Source organism: Streptomyces sp. WI03-4A (genome assembly GCF_033792105.1).
GTDB lineage: Bacteria > Actinomycetota > Actinomycetes > Streptomycetales > Streptomycetaceae > Streptomyces > Streptomyces collinus_A.
Window position 1 is genome coordinate 1 of the sequence record NZ_JARAUO010000048.1, and the last position, 22,911, is coordinate 22,911.

At 71.8% G+C, this 22,911-nt stretch carries 17 protein-coding genes; 14 read left to right on the forward strand and 3 right to left on the reverse strand.

The window, feature by feature from the left end; genetic code table 11:
* The 9 genes from PV343_RS34265 to pgi all read left to right on the forward strand — a co-directional run.
* Nucleotides 1-1,036 (forward strand): uridine diphosphate-N-acetylglucosamine-binding protein YvcK (locus PV343_RS34265; protein ID WP_319150930.1); only part of this gene is annotated, 1,036 nt, incomplete at its 5' end.
* On the forward strand, nucleotides 1,027-2,016 hold the full coding sequence (gene whiA, locus PV343_RS34270) for a DNA-binding protein WhiA (RefSeq protein WP_319150931.1): 990 nt from the start codon (nucleotides 1,027-1,029) through the stop codon (nucleotides 2,014-2,016). The genes PV343_RS34265 and whiA, both read left to right, overlap by 10 nt.
* A gap of 151 nt (nucleotides 2,017-2,167) precedes the next feature.
* On the forward strand, nucleotides 2,168-5,131 hold the full coding sequence (locus PV343_RS34275) for a M14 family metallopeptidase (RefSeq protein ID WP_319150932.1): 2,964 nt from the start codon (nucleotides 2,168-2,170) through the stop codon (nucleotides 5,129-5,131).
* Between the two features lie 319 nt (nucleotides 5,132-5,450).
* Nucleotides 5,451-6,458 (forward strand): type I glyceraldehyde-3-phosphate dehydrogenase, encoded by a 1,008-nt coding sequence (gene gap / locus PV343_RS34280; protein WP_319150933.1) that lies wholly within the window; start codon nucleotides 5,451-5,453, stop codon nucleotides 6,456-6,458.
* Nucleotides 6,459-6,609: 151 nt separating this feature from the next.
* Nucleotides 6,610-7,821 carry a phosphoglycerate kinase gene (locus PV343_RS34285; RefSeq protein WP_319150934.1) on the forward strand — a complete coding sequence of 404 codons (1,212 nt, stop codon included), beginning with the start codon at nucleotides 6,610-6,612 and terminating at the stop codon, nucleotides 7,819-7,821.
* 5 nt (nucleotides 7,822-7,826) lie between these two features.
* Complete coding sequence (tpiA, locus tag PV343_RS34290) at nucleotides 7,827-8,603, forward strand: triose-phosphate isomerase (RefSeq protein WP_319150935.1); 777 nt, start codon at nucleotides 7,827-7,829, stop codon at nucleotides 8,601-8,603.
* Nucleotides 8,604-8,717: 114 nt separating this feature from the next.
* Nucleotides 8,718-8,948, forward strand: coding sequence for a preprotein translocase subunit SecG (gene secG / locus PV343_RS34295; protein ID WP_319150986.1), 231 nt, complete (start codon nucleotides 8,718-8,720; stop codon nucleotides 8,946-8,948).
* 210 nt (nucleotides 8,949-9,158) lie between these two features.
* Nucleotides 9,159-9,494 carry an RNA polymerase-binding protein RbpA gene (locus PV343_RS34300; RefSeq protein WP_003976875.1) on the forward strand — a complete coding sequence of 112 codons (336 nt, stop codon included), beginning with the start codon at nucleotides 9,159-9,161 and terminating at the stop codon, nucleotides 9,492-9,494.
* Nucleotides 9,495-10,376: 882 nt separating this feature from the next.
* Nucleotides 10,377-12,029, forward strand: coding sequence for a glucose-6-phosphate isomerase (gene pgi / locus PV343_RS34305; protein ID WP_319150936.1), 1,653 nt, complete (start codon nucleotides 10,377-10,379; stop codon nucleotides 12,027-12,029).
* 366 nt (nucleotides 12,030-12,395) lie between these two features.
* On the opposite strand, the gene PV343_RS34310 is transcribed toward pgi, so the two are convergent.
* Genes PV343_RS34310 through PV343_RS34320 form a run of 3 tightly spaced genes read right to left on the reverse strand, consistent with a single transcriptional unit; the run spans nucleotide 12,396 to nucleotide 15,997 of the window.
* The gene (locus PV343_RS34310) at nucleotides 12,396-14,678 is read right to left on the reverse strand and encodes an FtsX-like permease family protein (protein ID WP_319150937.1); all 2,283 of its coding nucleotides are present in this window, start codon (nucleotides 14,676-14,678) and stop codon (nucleotides 12,396-12,398) included.
* A 39-nt stretch (nucleotides 14,679-14,717) separates the two neighbouring features.
* On the reverse strand, nucleotides 14,718-15,485 hold the full coding sequence (locus PV343_RS34315) for an ABC transporter ATP-binding protein (RefSeq protein ID WP_319150938.1): 768 nt from the start codon (nucleotides 15,483-15,485) through the stop codon (nucleotides 14,718-14,720).
* The gene (locus PV343_RS34320; protein ID WP_319150939.1) at nucleotides 15,482-15,997 is read right to left on the reverse strand and encodes a PadR family transcriptional regulator; all 516 of its coding nucleotides are present in this window, start codon (nucleotides 15,995-15,997) and stop codon (nucleotides 15,482-15,484) included. The genes PV343_RS34315 and PV343_RS34320 overlap by 4 nt, the downstream gene beginning before the upstream one ends.
* A 128-nt stretch (nucleotides 15,998-16,125) precedes the next feature.
* On the opposite strand from PV343_RS34320, the gene PV343_RS34325 reads away from it, so the two are divergent.
* From PV343_RS34325 to PV343_RS34345, 5 genes are all read left to right on the forward strand, one after another.
* Complete coding sequence (locus PV343_RS34325; RefSeq protein WP_319150940.1) at nucleotides 16,126-17,397, forward strand: ABC transporter substrate-binding protein; 1,272 nt, start codon at nucleotides 16,126-16,128, stop codon at nucleotides 17,395-17,397.
* A gap of 134 nt (nucleotides 17,398-17,531) precedes the next feature.
* Entirely contained in the window at nucleotides 17,532-19,166 is a 1,635-nt protein-coding gene (locus PV343_RS34330; protein ID WP_319150941.1) for a glycoside hydrolase family 13 protein, read from the forward strand.
* A gap of 49 nt (nucleotides 19,167-19,215) precedes the next feature.
* On the forward strand, nucleotides 19,216-20,544 hold the full coding sequence (locus PV343_RS34335) for an ABC transporter substrate-binding protein (protein ID WP_319150942.1): 1,329 nt from the start codon (nucleotides 19,216-19,218) through the stop codon (nucleotides 20,542-20,544).
* A gap of 6 nt (nucleotides 20,545-20,550) precedes the next feature.
* Complete coding sequence (locus PV343_RS34340; protein ID WP_319150943.1) at nucleotides 20,551-21,909, forward strand: ABC transporter permease subunit; 1,359 nt, start codon at nucleotides 20,551-20,553, stop codon at nucleotides 21,907-21,909.
* Nucleotides 21,906-22,745: a carbohydrate ABC transporter permease gene (locus PV343_RS34345; RefSeq protein ID WP_319150944.1), complete on the forward strand. Its 840-nt coding sequence runs from the start codon at nucleotides 21,906-21,908 to the stop codon at nucleotides 22,743-22,745. Before PV343_RS34340 ends, PV343_RS34345 begins: the two co-directional genes overlap by 4 nt.
* Nucleotides 22,746-22,911 lie beyond the last annotated feature (166 nt).

The following is a 22,911-nucleotide window of genomic DNA, read 5'->3' on the forward strand; positions in this document are numbered from 1 at the left end:
GCGCCGGGTCGCCCCGGAGGGCCGTGCGGACAGGCCCGTCGAGGCCCGCGGTGCCAGGCCGCGCCGCCGAGGAGCCCAGCCCAAGGTCGTCGCGCTCGGCGGCGGCATGGGCCTGTCCGCCTCGCTCGCCGCGCTGCGCAGGATCACCGGTGACCTGACCGCCGTCGTCACGGTGGCCGACGACGGCGGCTCCAGCGGACGCCTGCGCGACGAGCTGGGCGTGCTGCCGCCCGGTGACCTGCGCAAGGCGCTGGCCGCCCTGTGCGGTGACGACGACTGGGGCCAGACCTGGGCCCGGGTCATCCAGCACCGCTTCCAGTCCAAGGGCGACCTGCACGACCACGCGGTGGGCAACCTGCTGATCGTCGCGCTGTGGGAGCAGCTCGGCGACCATGTCCAGGCCCTGGATTTGGTCGGCAAGCTGCTCGGCGCGCACGGGCGGGTGCTGCCCATGTCCGCCGTGCCGCTGGAGCTGCAGGCGCTGGTCAGGGGGCACGACCCGGCGCGCCCGGACGACGTGGACACGGTCCGCGGGCAGGCGACCGTGGCGCTCACCCCGGGGGAGGTGCAGTCCGTGCACCTCGTGCCGCACGACCCGCCGGCCGTGCCGGAGGCCGTCGCGGCGGTCCTGGACGCGGACTGGGTGGTGCTCGGTCCGGGCTCCTGGTTCTCCTCGGTGATCCCGCACCTGCTGGTGCCCGACCTGCTGGACGCGCTCACCGAGACCAAGGCGCGCAAGGTGCTCTCCCTGAACCTCGCCCCGCAGCCGGGAGAAACCGAGGGCTTCTCCCCGCAGCGTCATTTGGAGGTTTTGGGGCGACACGCCCCTAAACTCGCCCTGGACGTGGTGCTGGCCGACGAGGCCGCCGTGCCCGACCGCGACTCGCTCACCGAGGCGGCCAAAAGGCTCGGGGCCGCGGTCGAGCTGGCGCCGGTGGCCCGGACCGACGGAAGCCCCCGGCACGACCCGGAGCTGTTGGCCGCCGCGTACGACCGTATTTTTCGGATGCATGGAAGGATCGGCCCATGGCGATGACGGCAGCGGTGAAGGACGAGATCTCCCGGCTCCCCGTCACCCGGACCTGCTGCAGGAAGGCGGAGGTCTCCGCCATTCTGCGGTTCGCCGGCGGCCTCCACCTGGTGAGCGGGCGCATCGTGATCGAGGCGGAGCTGGACACCGCGATGGCGGCCCGCCGCCTCAAGCGGGACATCCTGGAGATCTTCGGCCACAGTTCCGAACTGATCGTGATGGCTCCCGGCGGGCTGCGCCGTGGTTCCCGGTACGTGGTGCGGGTGGTCGCGGGCGGTGACCAGCTGGCCCGTCAGACCGGGCTCGTGGACGGCCGCGGGCGCCCGATCCGGGGTCTGCCCCCGCAGGTGGTCTCGGGGGCCACCTGTGACGCGGAGGCGGCCTGGCGGGGCGCCTTCCTGGCCCACGGTTCGCTGACCGAGCCCGGCCGTTCCTCCTCCCTGGAGGTGACCTGCCCGGGTCCCGAGGCCGCGCTCGCGCTGGTCGGTGCCGCGCGCCGGCTGTCGATCGCCGCGAAGGCCCGTGAGGTGCGCGGGGTGGACCGGGTGGTCGTCCGCGACGGTGACGCGATCGGTGCCCTGCTCACCCGGCTCGGCGCGCACGAGTCGGTGCTGGCCTGGGAGGAGCGCCGGATGCGGCGCGAGGTGCGGGCCACCGCCAACCGGCTCGCCAACTTCGACGACGCCAACCTGCGCCGCTCGGCCCGCGCCGCCGTGGCCGCCGGTGCCCGGGTGCAGCGCGCGCTGGAGATCCTCGGCGAGGAGGTGCCCGAGCACCTCGCGGCCGCCGGCCGGCTGCGCATGGAGCACAAGCAGGCCTCGCTGGAGGAGCTGGGCGCGCTCGCCGACCCGCCGCTGACCAAGGACGCGGTCGCGGGGCGGATCCGCCGCCTGCTGGCGATGGCCGACAAGCGCGCCTCCGACCTCGGCATCCCCAGCACCGAGGCCAACCTCAGCGACGAGCTGGCGGACAACCTCGCGGGCTGATCCGGACCCCTCCGATCCGCCGGTGCCGGCGCCCGAACGGGTGGCCGGCACCGGCGTTTTCGTGTCCACGAGGCGCTCTTGACTCGATCATGAGGTGACATGAGCCTGGCAACCTGTTCGCCACTGTGGCGAACCACCGCAAGGGGGGTTCATGAGACACAGAGCGAGATCGATCCTCGCTGTCGGCACGCTCCTGATCGGGGGAGCGGCCCTTGCACCCATCGCTCGCGCACAGACTGGAAGCCCTGCCCCGTCCGACCCCGACGAGGTCAAGGTCTTCCGCGCCGACATCACCCGTAAACAGATCCCGCTGCTCCTGGAGGCCGGCCAGGACGGCCAGGAGCTCGGTGAGCAGGTGACGGGCAAGGGCCGGAGCACCGTCGAGGTCTACCTGACCGACGAGCAGGCCGGGAAGCTCGAACGGCGGGGCGTGCACCTCACCGAGCGCACCGTCTCGGCCAGGTCCCTCAAGCGCGTCGAGGACGCCTCCCAGGGCGTGTTCCGGCCGTACAGCGGAAGCGGCGGCCTGAAGAACGAGATCCTCCGCACGGCCCAGGCCCACCCCGGCCTCACCAAGGTCGAGTCCATCGGCAGGACCGTCGGCGGCCAGGACATCCTCGCGCTCCGGCTGACCAAGGACGCCAGGAAGTCCAAGGACGGCTCCAAGCCGGCGGTGCTGTACATGTCCAACCAGCACGCGCGCGAGTGGATCACCCCGGAGATGACCCGGCGTCTGATGCACTACTACCTGGACGGATACAAGTCCGACAAGCGCGTGCGGCGGATCGTCGACTCCACCGAACTGTGGTTCGTGCTCTCGGCCAACCCGGACGGCTACGACTACACGTTCAAGGACTCCTCCACCCGCCTGTGGCGCAAGAACCTGCGGGACAACAACGGCGACGGCGCCATCAGCACCGGCGACGGGGTCGACCTCAACCGCAACTTCCCCTACAAGTGGGGCTACGACGACGAGGGCTCGTCCCCGAACCCCACCAGTGAGACCTACCGCGGCGCGACCCCCGAGTCCGAGCCGGAGACGAAGGCCCTGGACGGCTTCGAGAAGCGCGTCCACTTCACCTACGGCATCAACTACCACTCCGCCGCGGAACTGCTGCTGTACGGCGTGGGATGGCAGGTCGCCACCCCGACCCCGGACGACGTCCTGTACAAGGCGCTCGCCGGCACCCCCGACAACCCGGCGATCCCGGGCTACCGTTCGCAGGTCTCCTCGGAGCTGTACACCACCAACGGCGAGGCGGACGGCCACGCCTCGAACGTCAACGGCATGGGGATGTTCACCCCCGAGATGTCGACGTGCGAGACCGCGTCGAACGTCGACCCGAACGACGCCTGGAACCCCGACGACTGCCAGTCGGTCTTCAACTTCCCCGACGACGAGAAGCTGATCCAGCAGGAGTTCGCGAAGAACGTCCCGTTCGCGCTCTCCGTCGCCGAGACGGCCGCCCACCCCGATCGGCCGGTCTCACCGGTCGGCCTGAAGGCCGCCGACTTCACCCCGGGCGCGTTCGCCACCTCGTACGCGCGGGGCACGGACCAGCAGGTCTCCGTCGTCGTCCGCAAGGCGGTCCGGCACAAGGAGCTCAAGTACCGCGTCAACGGCGGCCGTACGCACGACCTGGCGCTCAGGCGCTGGAAGGGCGGCGAGACGTACGGTGGCGAGGACGACCTCTACTTCGACGAGTACCGGGCGAAGGTGCCGGGCGGCAGGCCGGGCGACAAGGTCGAGGTGTGGTTCACCGGTGAGGCCGGGCGCGGCGGACACGGCCGGAAGACGGCGAGTTCCCGCTTCACCTACACCGTCGCCGAGCGGCCCGCGGCCGACACGCTGGTGGTCGCCGAGGAGGGCACGGCCGCCGCGCAGGCGCGGACGTACGCCGACGCGCTGCGGGCGGCCGGTCACCGGGCCGTCGTCTGGGACGTCGCCACGCAGGGCGCGCCCGACGCGCTCGGCGTGCTCGGCCACTTCCGGACCGTCGTGCACTACTCGGGCGCGAACGGTCCGGGCAACGCCACCCAGCTCCAGCTGCGCGCCTACCTCAACGAGGGCGGCCGGCTGATCGAGGCGGGCGAGTTGGCCGGCGGCAGCGTCGACCTCGGCGACGGCACGCCCTCGGACGACTTCAGCCAGTACTACCTGGGCGCCTACAGCCGTACGTCGACCAAGGGAGCCACCGGCTTCACCGGTTCCGGCGGCCTGGCCGGCTACACCGGCGCCCTCGGCGACGCGCCCGGCAACCCGCTGGACCGGGCCGGCACCTACGGCGTGACGTCGGACGAGCTGCCGGCCGCGACGTACCCGCAGTTCGCGAGCGCGGGGGCGGGGCAGTTCGCCGGCACGGTCAACCCCTACGGGCCGTACAGCGGCTCCTCCATGGCCGCCGCCGTCCACACCGACGACGCCTACAAGCGCCTGACCCGCACCGTCGACCTCACCGGGGTGAGTGCCGCCGACCGGCCCACGCTGAGCACCCGGCTGCTGTGGGACACCGAGCGCGGGTACGACCACGCGGTCCTCGAGGCGCACACGGTGGGCGGCGACGACTGGACCACGCTCCCGGAGGCGTCCGGCGCCACCACGTCGGCCGTGCCCGCGGAGTGCGGGGCCGGGTTCCTGATCCGCGAGCACCCCTGGCTCCGGCACTACCTGACCCTCGCGGACAACTCCTGCACCGCCGGCGGTACCTCCGGGGCGTGGCACAGCCTCACCGGCAGCTCCAGCGGCTGGCAGCGGGCGGACTTCGACCTGAGCGCGTACGCCGGGAAGTCGGTGGAGATCTCCCTCGCCTACATCACCGACCCGGGCAGCGGCGGACACGGCGTGCTCGCCGACGACGCGTCCCTCGTCGTGGGCGGCAACGCGAAGGAGACCGAGGGCTTCGAGACGTCGCTCGGCGCGTGGCACGTGTCCGGACCGCCCCCGGGCAGCCCGGCGGTCCTGAAGGACTGGACGCGCACCGGAACCCTCTTCCGCACCTACGGAGCGGTCACCACGAAGGACACCGTGCTCCTGGGCTTCGGTCTGGAACAGGTGCCGTCGGCGGCCGATCGCGCCGCCCTGATGAGGAAGGCGTTCGTCTCGCTCGGCAGTTGAGACGCGCTGACTCGACATGTGAGCGGGACCCTCTCTCAACGGTGCGCGAAAACGGCACTCATCAGGTGAGCCGACCCGCTCACGAACGAGTGAAAACGGCGTCGAAGGGCAGCGGCATTACATAACAAAGACCCGTGAAACGACCGCCGATCCGAGGTGGTCCGTACCCTACTGGCCGGTACGGACCGCCTGCCCTTTTATGCGGCATCTCGATGTCACTCCGGGGCACCCAGAGGGGTAGGGTCGGGGGTGGTCGGGGACATCCCAAATACAGCTCGCCGGCACCGCATGGCCGGCGTACCAACGAGGAGATCGGTTCGTGACGATCCGCGTAGGCATCAACGGCTTCGGCCGTATCGGACGCAACTACTTCCGCGCGCTGCTGGAGCAGGGTGCCGACATCGAGGTTGTGGCTGTCAACGACCTGGGTGACACCGCGACCACCGCCCACCTGCTCAAGTACGACACCATCCTGGGCCGCCTCAAGCAGGAGGTCACCCACACCGCCGACACCATCACCGTCGACGGCCACACCATCAAGGTGCTCTCCGAGCGCAACCCGGCCGACATCCCGTGGGGTGAGCTGGGCGTCGACATCGTCATCGAGTCGACCGGCATCTTCACCAAGAAGGAAGACGCCGCCAAGCACATCGCCGGTGGCGCGAAGAAGGTCCTCATCTCGGCCCCGGCCAAGGACGAGGACATCACCATCGTGATGGGCGTCAACCAGGACAAGTACGACCCGGCGAAGCACCACGTCATCTCCAACGCCTCCTGCACCACCAACTGTGTGGCGCCGATGGCGAAGGTCCTCGACGAGAACTTCGGCATCGTCAGGGGCCTGATGACGACGGTGCACGCGTACACGAACGACCAGCGCATCCTGGACTTCCCGCACAAGGACCTGCGCCGCGCCCGTGCCGCCGCCGAGAACATCATCCCGACCACCACCGGTGCCGCCAAGGCCACCGCGCTGGTCCTGCCGCAGCTCAAGGGCAAGCTCGACGGCATCGCGATGCGCGTCCCGGTCCCGACCGGCTCGGCCACCGACCTCGTCGTGGAGCTCTCGCGCGAGGTCACCAAGGACGAGGTCAACGCCGCCTTCAAGAAGGCCTCCGAGGGCGAGCTGCAGGGCTACCTGACCTACACCGAGGACGAGATCGTCTCCTCGGACATCGTCGGCGACCCGTCGTCCTGCACCTTCGACTCCTCCCTGACCATGGTCCAGGAGGGCACCTCGGTGAAGATCCTCGGCTGGTACGACAACGAGTGGGGCTACTCCAACCGCCTCGTGGACCTCACGGTCTTCGTCGGCAACCAGCTCTGATCGGCCGCAACGGGCAGCCGATGCGTCAACGCAGGGCTCGGGCAGCGCGACGTCGCGCTGCCCGGGCCCTGACGTGCGTGCAGGCGGCCCCGGCCGACCTGCGAAGATCGAGCCTCGTAGGAACAAGAGCCCTCCTCAGGAGCCCACTCTCATGAAGACCATCGACGAACTTCTCTCCGCGGGCGTGGACGGCAAGCGGGTCTTCGTCCGTGCCGACCTCAACGTCCCGCTAGCCGACGGCGTCATCACGGACGACGGCCGCATCCGCGCCGTCCTGCCCACGGTCAAGGCGCTCGCCGAGGCCGGCGCCAAGGTGGTCGTCGCCTCGCACCTGGGCCGACCCAAGGGCGCCCCGGACCCCGCCTTCTCGCTGCTGCCCGCCGCCGAGCGGCTCGGCGAACTCCTCGGCGCGCCGGTCGCGTTCGCCCAGGACACCGTCGGCCCCGCCGCCCACGACGCCGTGGACGGCCTCCAGCCCGGCCAGGTCGCGGTCATCGAGAACCTGCGCTTCAACCCGGGCGAGACCGCCAAGGACGACACCGAGCGCGGCGAGTTCGCCGACCGGCTGGCCGCCCTCGCCGACGTGTACGTCGGTGACGGCTTCGGCGCGGTGCACCGCAAGCACGCCTCCGTCTACGACCTCCCGGCCCGGCTGCCGCACTACGCCGGCTACCTGATCGCCACCGAGGTCGGCGTCCTGAAGAAGCTCACCGACGACGTCAAGCGCCCCTACGTCGTCGCGCTCGGCGGCGCCAAGGTCTCCGACAAGCTCGCCGTCATCGACCAGCTCCTCGGCAAGGCCGACCGGCTGCTCATCGGCGGCGGCATGGCCTACACCTTCCTCAAGGCCAAGGGCTACGAGGTCGGCATCTCGCTGCTCCAGGAGGACCAGGTCCCGGCCGTCACCGAGTACCTGGAGCGCGCCGAGAAGCAGGGTGTGGAGCTGCTGCTCCCCGTCGACGTCGTGGTCTCCCGGGAGTTCCCGGACCTGAAGGCCAAGGCGCCGACCGAGAACACCGTGGTCGACGCGGACAAGATCCCCGCCGACCAGGAGGGCCTGGACATCGGCCCCAAGACCCGAGAGCTCTACGCCTCGAAGCTCGCCGACGCCGAGACCGTCTTCTGGAACGGTCCCATGGGCGTCTTCGAGCACCCCGACTACGCCGAGGGCACCAAGGCGGTCGCCCGGGCCCTCGTCGACTCGAACGGCTTCAGCGTCGTCGGCGGTGGTGACTCCGCCGCGGCCGTGCGTACGCTCGGCTTCGACGAGAAGGCATTCGGCCACATCTCGACCGGTGGCGGCGCCTCCCTCGAATACCTCGAGGGCAAGACGCTCCCCGGCCTCGCCGCACTGGAGGACTGACCTCGATGAGCACGCGCACGCCGCTGATGGCGGGCAACTGGAAGATGAACCTCAACCACCTCGAGGCCATCGCGCACGTCCAGAAGCTCGCCTTCGCCCTGGCCGACAAGGACTACGAGGCCGTCGAGGTCGCCGTCCTGCCGCCCTTCACCGACCTGCGCTCCGTGCAGACCCTGGTCGACGGCGACAAGCTCAAGATCAAGTACGGTGCCCAGGACATCTCGGCGCACGACTCCGGCGCCTACACCGGTGAGATCTCCGGTCCGATGCTGGCCAAGCTCAAGTGCACGTACGTGGCCATCGGCCACTCCGAGCGCCGCCAGTACCACCACGAGACCGACGAGGTCGTGAACAACAAGGTCAAGGCCGCCTACAAGCACGGCCTGACCCCGATCCTGTGCGTCGGCGAGGAGCTGGACGTCCGCGAGGCGGGCGACCACGTCTCCCACACCCTCGCCCAGGTCGAGGGCGGTCTGAAGGACCTCCCGGCCGAGCAGGCCGAGACGATCGTGATCGCCTACGAGCCCGTCTGGGCCATCGGCACCGGCAAGGTCTGCGGCGCCGACGACGCCCAGGAGGTCTGCGCGGCCATCCGCGGCAAGCTCGCCGAGCTGTACTCCCAGGACGTGGCCGACAAGGTCCGCATCCAGTACGGCGGCTCCGTGAAGGCCGGCAACGTCGCCGAGATCATGGCCAAGGCCGACATCGACGGCGCCCTGGTCGGCGGTGCCTCGCTGGACGCCGACGAGTTCGTCAAGATCGTGCGCTTCCGCGACCAGTGATCAGGTCCGTGAGTAGGCGGTAGCGACGATACGTCGTACTCTTGCGGGGGCACAGCCGTGGTGCTGTGCCCCCGCAGTCCATCCGAATCCGAGGAAGTTGGTCCAGCCGTGGTTTTGGGGTTCTCGATCGCCCTGATCGTCTTCAGCCTGCTGCTGATGCTGCTGGTGCTGATGCACAAGGGGAAGGGCGGCGGCCTGTCCGACATGTTCGGTGGCGGTATGCAGTCCTCCGTCGGCGGTTCCTCGGTCGCCGAGCGCAACCTCGACCGCATCACGATCGTCATCGGTCTGCTGTGGTTCGCGTGCATCATCGTCCTCGGCATCCTCATGAAGACGAACAGCTGACCGGCGCGTCGCGCACACGCTCGATCCGTACGTAAGGCCCCATGTCCGGTACGCGCCCCAGGGCGCGGCCTATCATGGGGCTTGCGTCTAGGTGCGGGGGCTGTAACTCCAATCACTGGACGCGCGTTGGGCCTTACGTAGACTGAGGCGCTCGCGGCGAAGCGGAACGCCGACTCGCTTCGCGGCACCATCACGCAGGGAGTTACGACCGTGGCAAGTGGCAACGCGATCCGGGGAAGCCGGGTCGGAGCGGGGCCGATGGGCGAGGCCGAGCGTGGCGAGTCCGCGCCGCGTCTGCGCATCTCCTTCTGGTGCTCCAACGGGCACGAGACGCAGCCGAGCTTCGCCAGCGACGCGCAGGTTCCCGAAACCTGGGACTGCCCGCGCTGCGGCTTCCCGGCAGGCCAGGACCGGGACAACCCGCCGGACCCGCCGCGCACCGAGCCGTACAAGACGCACCTCGCGTACGTACGGGAGCGGCGCAGCGACGCGGACGGCGAGGCGATCCTCGCCGAGGCACTCGCCAAACTGCGCGGCGAGATCTAGGACTTCACCGGCCGGGTGCCCTCGGGTGCCCGGCCGCCGCCGTCCCGGCCGACGCCGGCGGCGGGGCGCGCCCCGGCCTGCTTCGTGCTGCCCGCGGGCCCGCTCCCGTGCGCCCGACGCCCCCGCGCCTCCGCCTGCCCGCACGCCCCTGGGGCTGCGCCCGGGGGCCGCACGGCGAACCACCGCCCTCGGCCTGCGTCCGGCCTGCACGGCGATCTCCGCCCGCGGCCTGCGCCCCGCCTGCCCGGCGCCCTCTTCGGCCTGCGCTCCGGGCACGCCGGGCGAACTCTGTACCCGGCTGCGCCCCGGGCTGCCGCCCGAACTCCACCCTCGGCCCCCGCCCCGCTTCCGCCCGGCGACCCCCTGCGGCCCCCTCGGCCCGCGTACCCCCTGCCCTGCGGCCCCTGAAACTCCCTCGGCCCGCGCCCCGTACCTGCTGGGCGAACTCCGCCCCCGGCCTGCGCCCCGCGAGCGGCCGGTGACCCGCTGAAACCCCATTGGCCCGCGCCCCGTACCTGCTGGGCGATCTCCGCCCTCGGCCTGCGCCCCGCGAGCGGCCGGTGACCCGCTGAAACCCCATTGGCCCGCGCCCCGTACCTGCTGGGCGAACTCCGCCCTCGGCCCTTGCCCCGCGGCCCCGCCCCCGGCCCGGCTCGGGCCCGCCCCCGGGCTGTCCTCGGCCTTGCCGCCGGCTCTCCTCGGCCCCGGGTCCCGTCCGTTCGTCACCGTGCTGACACCGGCGCGTCAGCCGGACGTACCTCTTGTTGCCCGCTTGGACGGCGTCACCACCGCTCGTCGCCGGCCCTGATCAACTAGGTTGGGACCGGCAGCGGGGCAAGGGACACAGCAGGACAGGCGCAGGAAAGAAGGCTGAAGTCGGATATGAACGCAGACGGCCGCACCAGGCTCAACCAGACGCCCGAGTGGACCGCTCTCGAGAAGCACCGCGAGGAACTGGCCGGTACCGGGCTGCGGGACCTGTTCGCCGCCGAGCCGGGGCGCGGCACCGGGTACACCCTGCAGGTCGGTGACCTGCACATCGACTACTCCAAGCACCTGGTCACCGACGAGACGCTGCGGCTGCTGCGCGAGCTGGCCGCCGCGACGGACGTCTTCGGTCTGCGGGACGCCATGTTCCGCGGTGAGAAGATCAACGTCACCGAGAACCGGGCGGTGCTGCACACCGCGCTGCGGGCCGCGCCCGACGCGGTGGTCGAGGTCGACGGTGAGAACGTCGTACCGGCCGTGCACGCCGTGCTGGACAAGATGGCCGGCTTCGCCGAGCGGGTCCGCTCGGGGGAGTGGACGGGCCACACCGGCAGGCGGATCAAGAACGTCGTCAACGTCGGCATCGGCGGCTCCGACCTCGGCCCGGCGATGGCCTACGAGGTGCTGCGCAGCTTCACCGACCGCGACCTCACCGTCCGTTTCGTCTCCAACGTCGACGGCGCCGACCTGCACGAGGCCACCCGCGACCTGGACCCGGCCGAGACGCTGTTCATCATCGCGTCCAAGACCTTCACCACCATCGAGACCATCACCAACGCGACCTCCGCCCGCTCGTGGCTGGTGGACGCGCTCGGCGACGACTCGGCCGTGGCCAAGCACTTCGTGGCGCTGTCCACGAACGCGGAGAAGGTGTCGGACTTCGGCATCGACACGGCCAACATGTTCGAGTTCTGGGACTGGGTCGGCGGCCGCTACTCGTACGACTCCGCCATCGGCCTGTCCCTGATGATCGCGATCGGCCCGGACCGCTTCCGCGAGATGCTGGACGGTTTCCGCCTGGTCGACGACCACTTCCGCACCGCGCCCGCCGAGGCCAACGTGCCGCTGCTGCTCGGGCTGTTGGGCATCTGGTACGACAACTTCCACGACGCCCAGTCGCACGCGGTGCTGCCGTACAGCCACTACCTGTCCAAGTTCACGGCGTACCTCCAGCAGCTGGACATGGAGTCCAACGGCAAGTACGTGGCGCGGGACGGCAAGCGGGTGGAGTGGCAGACCGGGCCGGTGGTCTGGGGCACGCCCGGCACCAACGGGCAGCACGCGTACTACCAGCTCATCCACCAGGGCACGAAGCTGATCCCGGCGGACTTCATCGGCTTCGCCGAGCCGGTCGCCGAGCTGAGCGGTGAACTGAAGGCCCAGCACGACCTGTTGATGGCCAACTTCTTCGCCCAGACCCAGGCCCTCGCCTTCGGCAAGAGCGCCGAGGAGGTCCGCGCCGAGGGCGTGCCCGAGGAGCTGGTCCCGCACAAGACGTTCCCGGGCGACCGGCCCACGACGACGATCCTCGCCCGCGAGCTGACCCCGTCCGTCCTCGGCCAGCTCGTCGCCCTCTACGAGCACAAGGTGTTCGTACAGGGCGCGATCTGGAACATCGACTCCTTCGACCAGTGGGGCGTGGAGCTCGGCAAGGTCCTCGCCAAGCGCGTCGAACCCGCCCTGACCGAGGGCAAGGAGGTCCCCGGCCTGGACACCTCCACGCAGGCCCTCGTCGCCAAGTACCGCGAGCTGCGCGGCCGGGCCTGACCCGACCCCCGGTGCGGCCCGGCCCCGACCGGGCGGGGGCCGCACCGGTCCCGAGCGGCTCGGCCGTCCCCCTCCCGCCGGCCCGGTACCGCTTCGCGGGGGCGCCCCGCCCGCGTCAGGACAGGCGCTCGGCGTGCCGGCGGACCATGGGGACGCCTTCGCCGCCCCGGCTTCCGGCCGGCCCCACAGCATCACCGGCACGACCGAACCGGCCCCCGAGAGCCCGGAGGAGCCGCCCCGGGCCGGGCCGTGACGCACCAGCCGACCCGGCCCTCGACCCGGCCGCCACATCCGTGCGGCGCGCCCCCTTCTCCGCCCCCCGCTGCGCGCCCAGCTCCGCGCCGCACCGCGCGGCGCGGAGCCCGCTCACGACACCGCGCTCAGCGTGTCCGCCAGGCGGCGGCGGGCCGCGCGGGACGCGGGGAGGGCGGAGAGGGCCGCCGCGCCGAGGACGGCGCCCGTGCCCAGCAGCAGGAGCAGGGCGGGGGAGGGGGACTGGGCGATGCCGGCGCCGATGCCGCTCGAACCGCCCTGGGCGTCGATCAGCCGGTGGGCCAGCGGCAGTCCCAGGGCCGTGGCGGCGACGGCCGCCGCGAGCGCCGTGCAGGTCGTCGCGGTGACGGTGATCGCGGTGATCTGCCGCGGTGACATGCCGATCGCCCGCAGCGCCAGGACGTCCCGCTCGCTCTCCCGTACGGTGCCGCCGATCGCGGTGAGCAGCTCGACGAGCCCGATGAGGGCGAGCACGGCGATCAGCGCGGTCACGACCCCGCGCAGCGGCGAGAGCCCGTCGGCCGGGTTGGTGACCGGGTGCACGTCCAGGTGCCCGTGGCCGGCCCGGGTCAGGGCGGACGCCACCCGCCGCGGGTCGGCGCCGGGGAGCAGGCGGAGCTGGTAGAAGGCGGGGGACAGGTGCGCGTCGTTCTCCCGCAGGGTGTCCAGGGAGGTCGTGACGACCCGCCCGGCGTTCTGCGGCTCGATGCTGCGGCCCACGATGTGCAGGATCTGCGGCCGCTCCCCCACGGTGATCCGCACCCAGTCCCCGACCCGCGCGTGCACCAGGTCGAGCATGCCCTGGCCGGCCACCGCCTCGTCGGAGCCGCGGGCGGTCCGGCCCTCGGCGAGGGTGTACGGGTAGGGGTGGGCGCGGGTGCCGAGGCCGCGCAGGGCGACCGTCCCGGTCTGGCCGGGGAGCAGCGCGGCCAGCTCGACGCCCGGGTAGGCGGCGCCGACACCGGGGTCCGCCGCCAGCAGGGCCCGTACGCCGGCGTCGTCCATGTCCCCGTCCGAGCGGACCGAGAGCGCCGCCGGCAGGCCCACGCGCCCGGGGCTGCTGTGGAACCGGTCCAGGGTGGTCCACGCGCTCATCGCCACCACCATCAGCAGCAGCGGCAGCGTCAGGCGGGCCACGCCGGCCAGTGAGCGGCCGCGCCCGGCGAACGCCTTGTGGCAGCCGAGGACGAGCGCGGCCGGCAGCCGCAGGCCCAGCGCGCGGCGGGCGACGGCGGTGAGCCGGCCGCCCGCCGGTGCCGCCGGGCGGGGCACCGGAACCGGCGGCACCCGGCCCGCCCGCCAGGCGGCGAGCCCCGTGGTCAGGCCGATGAACAGCACCGCGCCGACCGGTACGGCGGACAGGGTCACGGTGTGCCCGGGCAGCCCCTGCCACACCCCCACCGCGTCGCCGAGCCGTCCCGGGACCCGGGTGCCCAGGCCCTCGGTGAGCGCGGCCGCGGCCACCGCGCCGAGCGCGGCGAACGCCAGGTGCTGGAGCAGGAAGATCCGCACCACCTGGCCGGGCGTGAAGCCGATCGCCTTGAGCACCGAGATGTCCCGCAGATGGCCGCGGATGCGGGTGCCGATCGCCCCGTGCACGGCGAAGCCGGCGGCGGCCAGGGCGCCGAGCCCGAACAGGCCGAGAACCTGTCCGAGGAGCCGGTTCTCGCCCTGGGCCGCGGCCCGCTCCTGCTGCCAGGTGGAGACCTCGCCGACCGTGCCCGCGCCCAGCACCGTGACGGCGCGCTGCACCGCGTAGTCGGTGTCGCCCGGGTCCTTCAGGCGCAGCCCGGTCACCCGGCCGGCGTCGGCGCGCACGGCGGGCGGCAGCGCCCAGACCAGGCCCGGCTGGGCTCCCGGGCTGTAGCCGGGTTCTGCGCTGTCGGCGATGCCCTCCACGGTCAGGGTGCGCGCGGTGCCGGGCAGGGTGAGGGTGTCGCCGGGCTCGGCGAGCAGGGCCCGGGCCAGGCGGCTCTCCAGGACCACGCCGTCCGGCTCGGCCGGGTCGAGCCAGTGGCCGGCGGTGACGAGCGGCCGGCCGACGGTGGGCAGGTCCGGGGTGCCGCGCAGCTCGACGGCGGCCCGGGTGCCGCGCGCGGCGACGGTGGTGGACTCCGTCCGGTAGGGACCGGCGACGGACTCGACGCCGTCCAGCCGGGCGAGCTTGCGGACGTCGGTGGAGGCGGCGGTGTGGATCCACACGTGCGCACCGTGCGCCTCGGTGAAGGTCCGCTGCCAGGGGTTGGTGGCGTAGCCGAAGAGCGCGGCGGCCAGCAGCAGCGAGGCGACGATGCCGGCGGTGGCGAGCGTGATGAACAGCGCCTCGCCGCGGTGCGTGCGCAGGTCGGAGTGGGCCCAGCGGAGGGTGGCGCGCACGGCCTCAGCCTCCGGTCGTCGAACGGTCGTGCACCCGGATCAGTCCCTCAGCTCCAGCACGCCGGAGGCGCCGCCGCGGCGGGACGGGGTGCCGTCCAGCGTGGCGTCGTCGGCTATGCGGCCGTCGAAGAAGCTGATGACGCGGTCGGCCGCGCTGGCCAGCCGGGCGTCGTGGGTGACCAGCACGATGGTCTGGCCCCGCGCGTGGAAGCGGGACAGCAGCCGCATCACCTCGCGGGTGCCCTTGCTGTCCAGGCTGCCGGCGGGCTCGTCGGCCAGCAGCAGCGGGGGATGGTTGACCAGGGCACGGGCCAGCGCGACCCGCTGCTGCTCGCCGCCGGACAGCTCGCCCGGCATGCTGCGCTCCTTGCCCTCGAGGCCCAGCTCGGCGAGCAGTTCCTCACGCTCGCCGCGCGCCTTCTTCGGCGGCACGCCCGCGAGCAGCGCGGGCAGCTCGACGTTGTCGGCGACCGACAGGTTCGACACCAGGTTGAAGAACTGGAAGACGATCCCGATGGCCTTGCGGCGCTCCACCGCCCAGCGGGCCTCGCCGAAGGTGTCCGTGCACCGGCCGTCGAGCCAGATGCTGCCCCGGTCGGGCCGCTGGAGGCCGCCGAGCAGGTGCAGCAGCGTGGACTTGCCGGCGCCGGAGGGCCCGGTGACCGCCACGAACTCGCCCCGTGCCACGCTCAGGTCGACCCCGCGCACGGCGTGCGCGGGCGCACCCTCGCCGTGGTGGGTCTTGACGAGGCCCTCGGCCCGCAGCACGGCGGCCGGGCCGGGCGCGGAAGACCGGCCGTCACTCACTCGAGGTCCTCCAGTTCCTCCTGGCACCGCTCCAGCCAGTCCAGGTCGGCCTGCAGGTGCAGCATCGCGCCCTCGATCAGCAGATGGGCGATTCGGTTGTCCCGGTTCTCGGCCGCGGCCAGCTTCGACAGATTGCGCATGGTGTTGAGGTACTGGCGCCGCTGGCGGTTGATGAGGGCGATCTGGTCGGTGAGACCGGTCTGCGGGGCGAGCGCGAGCTTCATGAAGAACTCGTCCCGGACCCGCGGTTCGTCCTCGGTCTCCTCGAACCAGGCGTGCAGCGCTTCCCGCCCGGCGTCGGTGAGGTGGTAGACCTTCTTGTTGGGCCGGCTGGACTGCTCGACGTCCTCGCCCTCGATCAGTCCCGACTTCTCGAGGCGGCCGAGGGTGACGTAGATCTGGCCGACGTTGGGCTGAGGGTACGCGGAGCCCAGCAGTTGCTCAAGGTCGTGCTTCAGCTCGTAACCGTGGGCCGGGCCGCGCGCGAGCAGTGCCAGGAGGGGCAGGCGCACTCGTGCTGTCCTCCTGTCTACGGCAATGTGCTCCAGGCCCTAGTATCGCCCATACCTAACAGGTATACATGGCCTCTGACCGCGGGCGCGGGTGCCCGGGGCCGGTGTACGTGTTCAGGGAGGAACCTATGCGGTGGATGCGCGCCGCCGGTAGGGGGCTCCTGGTTCTCGCCGTGGTCCTCAGTGGTTACGTGGCCTCCGGCACCCGGACCGGCGAGGCGGCCGACGGCGGCCGCGGGCCGCTCACCCTCGCGACCGCCGGGGATCTCACCAACTACCTCGACCCGCTCCTGCGGGGCTGGAACCGCACCCACCCCGCCGAGAAGGTCACCCTCGTCGAGCTGCCCGACTCCGCCGACGAGACCCACGCGCAGATGACCACCGACCTGCGCGGCGGCGACCGGGGGCGGTTCGACGTCCTCAACATCGACGTCAACTGGACCTCGGAGTTCGCGGCGGCCGGCTGGATCCGCCCGCTGCCACCGGACCGCTTCCCGCTGCGCAGCTTCCTGCGGCCGGTCGTGGACACGGCCACGTACGACGGCCGGCTGTACGCGGTGCCGTACGTCACCAACGCGGGGCTGCTGCTGTACCGCAAGGACGTCCTGGCCAAGGAGGGTCTGCCGCCGCCGCGCACCTGGGCCGAGCTGGAGCACGACGCGAAGACCGTCGCGCCCAAGTACGGTCTCGGCGGTTACGCGGGCCAGCTCCTGCCCTACGAGGGCCTGACGGTCAACGCGGCCGAGGCCGTGTACTCGGCGGGCGGCACGATCCTCGGCGACGAGGGCGCCCGGGTCACCGTCGACTCCGACGCGGCCCGCGAGGGCATCGGCTTCCTCGCCCGCGGTGTGCGCGAGGGCTGGATCCCGAAGGCGGCGCTGACGTACAAGGAGGAGGAGTCCAAGGAGGCGTTCCGGGACGGCCGGCTGCTCTTCCTGCGGAACTGGCCCTACGCCTACGCCGTGGCCTCGGCCCCGGGCTCCAGGGTGGCCGGGAAGATCGGCGCCGTACGGCTGCCGGGGCCCGACGGCCCGGGCAAGAGCGTCCTGGGCGGCTCCAACCTGGCCGTCAACACGCACGCGCGGCACCCTGACTCGGCCGCCCGGCTGATCGCCTACCTCACCAGCGAGCCGGTCCAGCGCCAGGTGCTCACCCGGGGCGCGCTGCCGCCCGTACGCGCCGCGCTCTACGAAGACCCCGCGCTCGTCCGGCGATTCCCCTATCTGCCGATCCTGCGCGATGCCGTCCGCACGGCCGAGCCCCGGCCCAAGAGCCCGCGCTACGACCAGGTGAGCCTGGTGGTGCAGGCGGTCGTGCAGGACGCGCTGACCGGGCACGAGACGCCCGCCGCCGCGGTGCGCCGGCTGGCGCGGGAACTGGCCGCCATCTCCCACCGCTAGTTACTTGTTAGGTAACGCGGATATCTCATCTGCCTTCAGGATGCCCCTTTAAGTCCTGTTTTGGTGACCCAACTCCTCGGTAGCTCTGTTCTTTTCATTGACACCCTCACGACACGCCTACCTAACATGCATACATGTTGAGTAAGTACCACTGGTGGCGCGACGCGGTGATCTACCAGGTGTATGTCCGCAGCTTCCTGGACAGCACCGGGGACGGCATCGGCGATCTGGCCGGGGTCCGCACCGGACTGCCGTACCTGAAGAAGCTCGGCGTCGACGGGATCTGGCTGAGCCCCTTCTATCCCTCGCCCCAGCACGACCACGGCTACGACGTCGCCGACTACTGCGGCGTCGACCCCCTCTTCGGCGACCTCGCCGAGTTCGACCTGCTGATGGCCGCCGCCCGCCGGCTCGGGATCAAGGTGCTGCTCGACATCGTCCCCAACCACTGCTCCAGCGAGCACCCGTGGTTCGCCGAGGCCCTCGCCGCCGGACCCGGCGGCCCCGCCCGCGCCCGCTTCCACTTCGCCGACGGCCGCGGCCCCGGCGGCGACGAGCCGCCCAACAACTGGCACGCCATGTTCGGCGGCCCGGCCTGGACCCGCATCACGGAGGCGGACGGCCGGCCCGGCCAGTGGTACCTGCACATGTTCACGCCCGAGCAGCCGGACTGGAACTGGCGCAACCCCGGGATACCCGCCGAGTTCGACCGCGTCCTGCGGTTCTGGCTGGACCGCGGGGTGGACGGTTTCCGCATCGACGTCGCCGCCGGCCTCTACAAGCACCCGGACCTGCCCGACTCGGACGACCCGGAGGCCGACGCCCGCACCCGCGACTCGGTCAACCCGCTCGCCTGGAACCAGCCCGAGGTGCACGAGGTGTGGCGGCACTGGCGGTCGGTGTGCGAGGAGTACACCGCGCGCGACGGCCGCGAGCGGCTGCTGGTCGGGGAGGTCTCGGTCCCCACCGCCCGCGAGCACGCCCGCTACGTCCGCCCCGACGAACTCCACCAGGCCTTCTTCTTCGACCTGCTCGGCGCCCCCTGGGAGGCCGACGCCTTCCGCAAGGTCGTCTCCGAGGCCATGCAGGACATCGCCGGCACGGGCTCCACGGTCACCTGGGTCCTCAACAACCACGACCAGGTGCGCACCGTCACCCGCTACGGCGAGCCCGCCCCCGAGGGCAGCGGCCTCGGCGCCGCCCGCGCCCGCGCCGCCGCGCTGCTGATGCTCGCGCTGCCCGGCGCCGCCTACATCTACCAGGGCGAGGAACTGGGCCTGCCCGAGGTCGTCGACCTGCCCGACGACGTGCTCACCGACCCGATCTTCCGCCGCACCGGGAGCCGCGCCCGCGTCCGGGACGGCTGCCGCGTGCCCCTGCCGTGGTCCGGGCAGGCGTCCCCGTTCGGCTTCACCTCCGGCGTCGAGAGCGCCCGGCCCTGGCTCCCGCAGCCCGACTACTTCGCCGAGTACGCCACCGACCGCGCCCTCGCCGACACCCGCTCCTTCTGGCACCTGTACCGCGACGGCCTCCAACTGCGATCCGCACTGCCGCAGTTGGGCGAAGGCACGCTGCGCTGGCTGGACTCCCCGCCGGACGTCCTCGCCTTCGCCCGCGGCGACGACCTCGTCTGCGCCGTCAACTTCGGTACGGCCCCCGCCCCCGCGCCGGTCTCCGGCACCCCCCTGCTGTCCAGCGGCCCCTGCCCGCCCGGGGTGCTCCCCGGCTCCACGGCCGCCTGGTGGATCAGCGACGGCACCGCCCTCTGATCCCTCCCCGCTCCACCCTCGTCAGCCCACCCCTGAAGGGACATCAACGATGATGCGACGACGCACCACCCTGCTCACCGGCTGCACCGCCCTCGCCCTGGCACTCGGCACGACCGCCTGCGGCGGCGGCGGCCCGGTCTCCGCGGGCGGCGGCGACAAGGCGCTCGACGGCCAGACCGTCACCGTGGCCGGCGTCTGGTCCGGCAGCGAGCAGAAGAACTTCCAGAAGGTGCTCGACGCGTTCAGCGCGAAGACCGGCGCCAAGACGCAGTTCACGTCCACCGGCGACAACGTCTCCACCGTCGTCGGCAGCAAGATCGAGGGCGGCAACGCGCCCGACGTGGTGATGGTCCCGCAGGTCGGCGTGCTCCAGCAGTTCGCCAAGAAGGGCTGGCTCAAGCCGCTGTCCGCCACCACCCGGAAGTCGGTGGACGCGGGCTTCGCGCCCGTCTGGAAGAAGTACGGCAGCGTCGACGGCACCCTGTACGGCCTCTACTTCAAGGCGGCCCACAAGTCGACCGTGTGGTACAGCCCCGACGCGCTCGCCCAGGCCGGCGTCAAGCCGCCGAAGACCTACGACCAGATGCTGAAGGCCGGCCACACCGTCTCCGACTCCGGGCTCGCCGCCTTCTCCGTGGCCGGCCAGGACGGCTGGACCCTCACCGACTGGTTCGAGAACATCTACCTCTCGCAGGCCGGACCCGAGAAGTACGACGCCCTCGCCGCGCACAAGCTGAAGTGGACCGACGCCTCCGTCGTCGAGGCGCTCACCACCCTGGGCAAGCTGTTCAAGGACAAGCAGCTGGTCGCGGGCGGTCAGAAGGAGGCCCTCAACACCGACTTCCCCGGCTCGGTGGAGAAGGTGTTCGGACCCGAGCCCAAGGCCGGCATGGTCTACGAGGGCGACTTCGTCGCCGGTGTCGCCCACGACCAGTTCCAGAAGACCATCGGCAAGGACGCCGACTTCTTCCCGTTCCCCGCCGTCGGCGGCGGCAAGGCCCCGGTGGTCAGCGGCGGCGACGCGGCCGTCGTCCTCAAGGACGGCAAGAACGCCAAGGCCGGCATGAAGCTCCTGGAGTACCTGGCGACCCCCGAGGCGGCGGCCGTCTGGGCGAAGGCGGGCGGCTTCCTGTCCCCGAACAGGAAGCTCGACCTCGCCTCCTACGGCGACGACGTCACCCGCGCCACCGCCAAGTCCCTCGTCGGAGCCGGCGACTCGGTCCGCTTCGACATGTCCGACCAGGCGCCGGCGGCCTTCGGCGGCACCAAGGGCGCGGGCGAGTGGAAGCTGCTCCAGGACTTCCTGCGCGACCCGTCGGACCCGAAGGGCACCGCCGCGAAGCTGGAGTCCGCCGCGGCCAAGGCCTACCAGGACTGATCCGCGATGACCGCCACCACGCTCGTGCACAAAGAGGCGAGCCCGCCCGCCGCCGGTGCGACCCGCAGGCGTCGCACCCGGCGGCGGGGCCGGATCGTCGCCCTGCTCTTCGTCTTCCCGGCGCTGCTGCTGCTCGGCGCGCTGGTCGTCTACCCGGTGCTGTTCTCCGTCGGACGCAGCTTCTTCGACGCGTCCGGCACCCGCTTCGTCGGCGGCGGCAACTACACCGAGATGTTCCGCGACCCGGCGACCGTCAAGGCCATCCGCAACACCGCCATCTGGGTCGTCGTCGCCCCGGCCCTGCTGACCGGCCTCGGCCTGATCCTGGCCGTCCTGGTGGAGAAGGTCCGCTGGGCCACCGCGTTCAAACTGCTGCTGTTCATGCCGATGGCGGTCTCCTTCCTGGCCGCCGGCATCATCTTCCGGCTCGCCTACGACGAGGACCCCGACAAGGGCGTCCTCAACGCCGCCGTGGTCTCGGTGCACGACGCCTTCGCGGGCACCTCGTCGTACCCCACGGCGCGGGCGCGCGACGGACAGGACCTCACCCGGGGGCGGGACGGCTCGTACCTGACCGCGACCGCCCTGTCCCCGGGTGACTCGGTGGCCCTCGGCCTGGTCGGGGTGCTGCCCAAGAACCTGCCCCAGGGCGCCTCGCCCGCCGCCGCGGCCCCCCACCGGGCCGCCCCCGGTGAGCTGCGCGGCGTCGTCTACCTGGACTTCACACCCGGCGGGGGAGGCAGGCCCGGCAAGGTCGACCCGAAGGAGAGCGGGCTGCCCGGCATGAAGGTCGAGGCGACCCGCGACGGACGGACGGTCGCGAGCACCACGACCGCCGGCGACGGCTCCTTCCGCTTCACCGGCCTCGACGACGGCTCGTACGCCGTGAAGCTGCCGGCCGGCAACTTCGCCCCGCCCTACCAGGGCGTCTCCTGGCTCGGCCCGGCCCTCGTCACCCCGGCGATCATCGGGGCGTACCTGTGGATCTGGACCGGCTTCGCGATGGTCCTGATCGGCGCGGGTCTCGCCGCCCTCCCGCGGGACGCGCTGGAGGCGGCCCGGATGGACGGCGCGAACGAGTGGCAGATCTTCCGCCGCATCACCGTGCCGCTGCTCGCCCCCGTGCTCACGGTCGTCTTCGTGACCCTCGTGATCAACGTGATGAAGGTCTTCGACCTCGTCTACATCATCGCGCCAGGGCCGGTGCAGGAGGACGCCACGGTGCTCGCGACGCAGATGTGGCTCGTGTCCTTCGGCGGCGGCAACAACCAAGGACTCGGCAGTGCGCTCGGCGTGCTGCTCCTGCTCCTGGTGATCCCCGCGATGGTCATCAACGTCCGCCGATTCCGAAGGAGCCAGCGATGAACGCGATCCGGCGCGGCCTGGGCAACGGCCTGGTCCAGGCGTTCCTCGTGGTGATCGGCCTGGTCTGGCTGACCCCCCTCGCGGGACTGTTCGTGTCCTCCCTGCGCTCGGCGCAGGACACGGCCAAGGGGGGCTGGTGGACCGCGCTCACCAGTCCGGGCCGGCTGTCCCTCGACAACTACGCGGCGCTGCTGAAGAACTCCGGCATGACGCAGGCCTTCTGGAACACCGTGCTGATCTCGGTGCCGGCGACCACCCTGGTCGTCGTGATCGCGGCACTCGCCGGATACGCCTTCGCCTGGCTGGACTTCCCCGGCCGCGAACCGCTCTTCCTGCTGGTGGTCGCCCTGCTGGTGGTGCCGGTGCAGATCGGCCTGCTGCCGGTGGCCAAACTCTTCGGGCAGCTCGGCCTGTTCGGCACCATCCCCGGTGTGGTCCTCTTCCACGTCGCCTACGGCCTGCCGTTCGCGGTGTTCCTGCTGCGGAACTACTTCGCGGAGATGCCCAAGGAGATGCTGGAGGCGGCCCGGATGGACGGCGGCAGCGAGTGGCGCATCTTCACCCGCCTGGTCCTGCCGGTGGGCCGCCCGGCGATCGCCTCGCTCGCCATCTTCCAGTTCCTGTGGGTCTGGAACGACATGCTGGTGGCCCTGCTGTTCGCCGACAGCTCCTCCCAGCCGCTGACCGTGCAGCTCCAGTCCCAGATACGCCAGTTCGGCAGCAACATCGACGTCCTGGCCCCGGGCGCCTTCCTCTCCCTGATCGTCCCGGTCGTCGTCTTCTTCGCCTTCCAGCGGCACTTCGTGCAGGGCGTGATGGCTGGCTCGGTCAAGTGACCGAACCGTACGTGCACATCATGCGTGCATCCCTTTCACAACAAATACATACCGTCTCGTGGATCACCGGCGTGTCAGGAGCAACTGACTGATAGGCAGGTGTCTCCGGGGGGCCTGTGAGGGTGGCTACCCCTGTGCGTGCCGCTCGGGAGGTATCCACCACATG

Coding starts and splice junctions, on each gene's coding strand:
- whiA (WP_319150931.1), top strand. CDS start 1,027: ATGGCGATGACGGCAGCGGTGAAGGACGAGATCTCCCGGCTCCCCGTC.
- PV343_RS34275 (WP_319150932.1), top strand. CDS start 2,168: ATGAGACACAGAGCGAGATCGATCCTCGCTGTCGGCACGCTCCTGATC.
- PV343_RS34285 (WP_319150934.1), top strand. CDS start 6,610: ATGAAGACCATCGACGAACTTCTCTCCGCGGGCGTGGACGGCAAGCGG.
- tpiA (WP_319150935.1), top strand. CDS start 7,827: ATGAGCACGCGCACGCCGCTGATGGCGGGCAACTGGAAGATGAACCTC.
- pgi (WP_319150936.1), top strand. CDS start 10,377: ATGAACGCAGACGGCCGCACCAGGCTCAACCAGACGCCCGAGTGGACC.
- PV343_RS34325 (WP_319150940.1), top strand. CDS start 16,126: ATGCGGTGGATGCGCGCCGCCGGTAGGGGGCTCCTGGTTCTCGCCGTG.
- PV343_RS34330 (WP_319150941.1), top strand. CDS start 17,532: ATGTTGAGTAAGTACCACTGGTGGCGCGACGCGGTGATCTACCAGGTG.
- PV343_RS34335 (WP_319150942.1), top strand. CDS start 19,216: ATGATGCGACGACGCACCACCCTGCTCACCGGCTGCACCGCCCTCGCC.
- PV343_RS34340 (WP_319150943.1), top strand. CDS start 20,551: ATGACCGCCACCACGCTCGTGCACAAAGAGGCGAGCCCGCCCGCCGCC.
- PV343_RS34345 (WP_319150944.1), top strand. CDS start 21,906: ATGAACGCGATCCGGCGCGGCCTGGGCAACGGCCTGGTCCAGGCGTTC.